3 protein-coding genes are annotated in these 2,737 nt (G+C 75.4%); 1 reads left to right on the forward strand and 2 read right to left on the reverse strand.

The annotated features are described in order from the left end of the window. Window positions 1-71: 71 nt before the first annotated feature. On the reverse strand, window positions 72-503 hold the full coding sequence (locus tag DEF28_RS26170) for an ester cyclase (protein WP_114400862.1): 432 nt from the start codon (window positions 501-503) through the stop codon (window positions 72-74). A gap of 313 nt (window positions 504-816) precedes the next feature. Here DEF28_RS26170 and DEF28_RS26175 point away from each other — a divergent pair, with 313 nt between their 5' ends. Next, a complete protein-coding gene (locus DEF28_RS26175; RefSeq protein ID WP_114400863.1) occupies window positions 817-1,677 on the forward strand; it encodes a class I SAM-dependent methyltransferase in 861 nt (286 codons plus the stop codon). Between the two features lie 65 nt (window positions 1,678-1,742). Here the strand turns inward: DEF28_RS26175 and DEF28_RS26180 are convergent. After that, window positions 1,743-2,737: acyltransferase domain-containing protein (locus DEF28_RS26180; RefSeq protein WP_199493560.1), on the reverse strand; the 995-nt coding region annotated here is incomplete at its 5' end.

The following is a 2,737-nucleotide window of genomic DNA, read 5'->3' on the forward strand; positions in this document are numbered from 1 at the left end:
GCCCTGACCCGGCCCCCGCGACACGCCGGCCGTGCCCGGGGGTGGCCGGCCGGCGTGTCGCGGGGGCCGGGTCAGGGCCGCCAGCCGTTGTCGTCGGGCCAGGGCGCGCCGAGCTGGCGGTAGGTGCCGATGTAGTCGGGCCAGTCGCGGTGGTCGCGGATCTTGGCGTCGCGTAGGCGGATGAGGTGGATCTGCTCGCCGGCGAAGCGGCGGCCGGTGGCGGCCATGCCGACGAGGTTGCCGATGTGGCGGCCGTGCAGGACGAGGTGGGCTCGGGCCCATTCGCCGCGTTCCTCGATGCTGACCTCGTCGAGGAAGGCGTCGTCGGAGAAGGTGGCTTTGAGCCATTTCACGGCGAGTGCGAAGGCGTTGGGGCCGCGCAGGGTGGAGACTTCCTGGGCGCCGGGGTTGAGGTATTCGGGGTGGATGAATTCGTCGACGTCGTCGGTTTTTCCGGTGTTGTAGGCGTTGATCATGCGGCGGACGACCTCGGTGTTGCGCATGGCCACTCCCCTTTTTTCGGGTTTTCGGTGTTTTGGCGCGGTGGTCGGGCGGGGAATTCGCCGCCCGATTTCCGGGGTGGTTCCCTGTCCCATTGTGGGGCTGCGTGATCGGGTGGAACAAGGGGCGAAAAAGGGCCTGCGTGAATATTCGAGTGTTTTGCCGGTTGCGGTCGAGTGGCGCTCCAGGCGGGTTCGACCCGGGGCCGGTCTGATGGGGGCGTCCGTTTCGCGGCCGGAGGGCGCCGCCCTCGGCGGGGGCCCGGGATGCGTCCCGCCGCCCGGCCGCGACCGTTCGAACCGCTCGGGAGCAGACATGGACCAGGACTCGTACAAGGCGGGGGTGGCGGAGGCGTTCAACCAGGCCGCGGCCAGCTACGACCGGATGGGCGTCGAGTTCTTCACGCCCATGGGCCGGCGCCTGGTGGAGCGGGCTGCTCCGCGCCGCGGGGACCGGGTGCTCGACATCGGCTGCGGGCGGGGGGCGTGCCTGTTCCCGGCGGCGGCGATGGTCGGCCCGCGCGGCCGGGTGCTGGGCATCGACATCGCCGCGGCGATGATCGAGGCCGCGGCCGAGGAGGCCGAGCGGCGGCGGATCGGCAACGTCGAGCTGCGGGTGATGGACGCGGAGTACCCGGAGCTGCCGGAGCGGTCGTTCGACGTCGTGCTGGGGAGTTACAGCGTCATCTTCCTGCCGGACGCGCCGGCGGCGCTGGCCCGCTACGCGCGGGTGCTGGTGCGGCGCGGGCGCATCGCGTTCACCAGCCCGGTGTTCACCGACGACACCTTCCCGTTCCTGCCGCCGGTGTTCGCCGACCTCATCCCGCGCTCGCTGCTGCGCGACCTGCCGCCGCAGTGGCGGCCCGAGGAGCTGCGCCGGCGGTTCAACGGGTGGCTGCAGGAGGTCGCCGACCTGGAGCGCACCCTGCGGCGGGCCGGGTTCTGCGACGTCGAGGTGGCGGACGAGCCGGTCCGCCTGGTGGCGGCGTCCGGCGAGACGTGGGTGGACTGGTCGCACACCCAGGGGATGCGGCTGCTGTGGCAGCACCTGGGCGCGGCCGAGGCGCGCCGGCTGCGGGAGCGGCTGATCGCCGGACTGGACGCGCTGCGCGAGGACGGCGGGCCGCTGGTGATCGAGACCCCGGTGCGGTTCGTGACGGCGAGGGCCGCGGGCTAGCGCCCCTCCCCCGCGCCGGTGGGTGTTCGTGGCGCGGCCGGCCGCGCCACGAACACCCACCGGCCTCAGCGTCGCTCCGGCAGGCGGGCCTCCGCGAGCAGCGCGGCCCGCGCGGCGGCGACCGCCTGGCGGTCGGCCCGCGGCGGGCCGAGGCGGGCGGGCAGCAGCGGCAGCACGGCGCTGCGGCCGGCGCGCACCGCCGGGTGCCGCCGCGCCACCTGGGTGAGGCCCTGGCCGGGCCCGGCCTCCACGAGCAGGAACGCCCCGTCGCCCAGCAGCGCGTCCAGGGCCGGCCAGAACAGCACCGGGGCGACCGGCTGGCGCGCCCAGAAGCCGGGGTCGGCGATCTGGGCCGCGCGCAGCGGCGCGGCGGTGTAGCCGGAGTAGACGGGGATGTCGGGCGGCCGGACCCGCACCGAGGCGAGCAGCTGCTCGGCTCCGGCGGTGGCCGCGGCGACGGCGGGGCTGTGGAAGGCGACGAGCGAGGGCACCGGGCGGCAGGTGAACCCCCGTTCGGCCAGGGCCGCCGCGACGGCGGCCAGTGGCTCCCGGGGGCCGGCCAGTACGGTCTGGCGGGGCGCGTTGACCGCGCCGACGACCACGTCGCCGTGCAGGTGGGGGCCGAGCTCGCCGGGGGCGGCGGCGACCGCGAGCATCCCGCCCGGCGGGGCCTGCAGCAGCCGGCGTACCCGGTCCAGGACGATGCCGGCCGCGTCGGAGAGGTCGAACACTCCGGCGAGGGCGGCGGCGGCCATCTCGCCGATGCTGTGCCCGAGCAGGGCGGCCGGCCGGATCCCCCAGCTCGCCACCAGCCGGCCCAGCGCGTAGTCCACCGCGAACAGCAGCGGCTGGGAGCGGGTGACGTGGTCGATGGGCACGGTGGGCCGTTCGGCCACCCAGTCGGCGCGCAGCCGGGTGCCGTCCTCCCCCATGGCGGTGAACACCTCGTCCATGGCGGCGGAGAACACGGGTTCGTGCGGGTAGAGTCCGGCGGCCATCCGCACGTGCTGGGCGCCCTGGCCCGGCAGCAGCAGCGCGACGGGGCGGGGCCGCGCGGGGG

Origin of the sequence: Marinitenerispora sediminis (genome assembly GCF_003336425.1) — a bacterium.
Classification (GTDB): domain Bacteria; phylum Actinomycetota; class Actinomycetes; order Streptosporangiales; family Streptosporangiaceae; genus Marinitenerispora; species Marinitenerispora sediminis.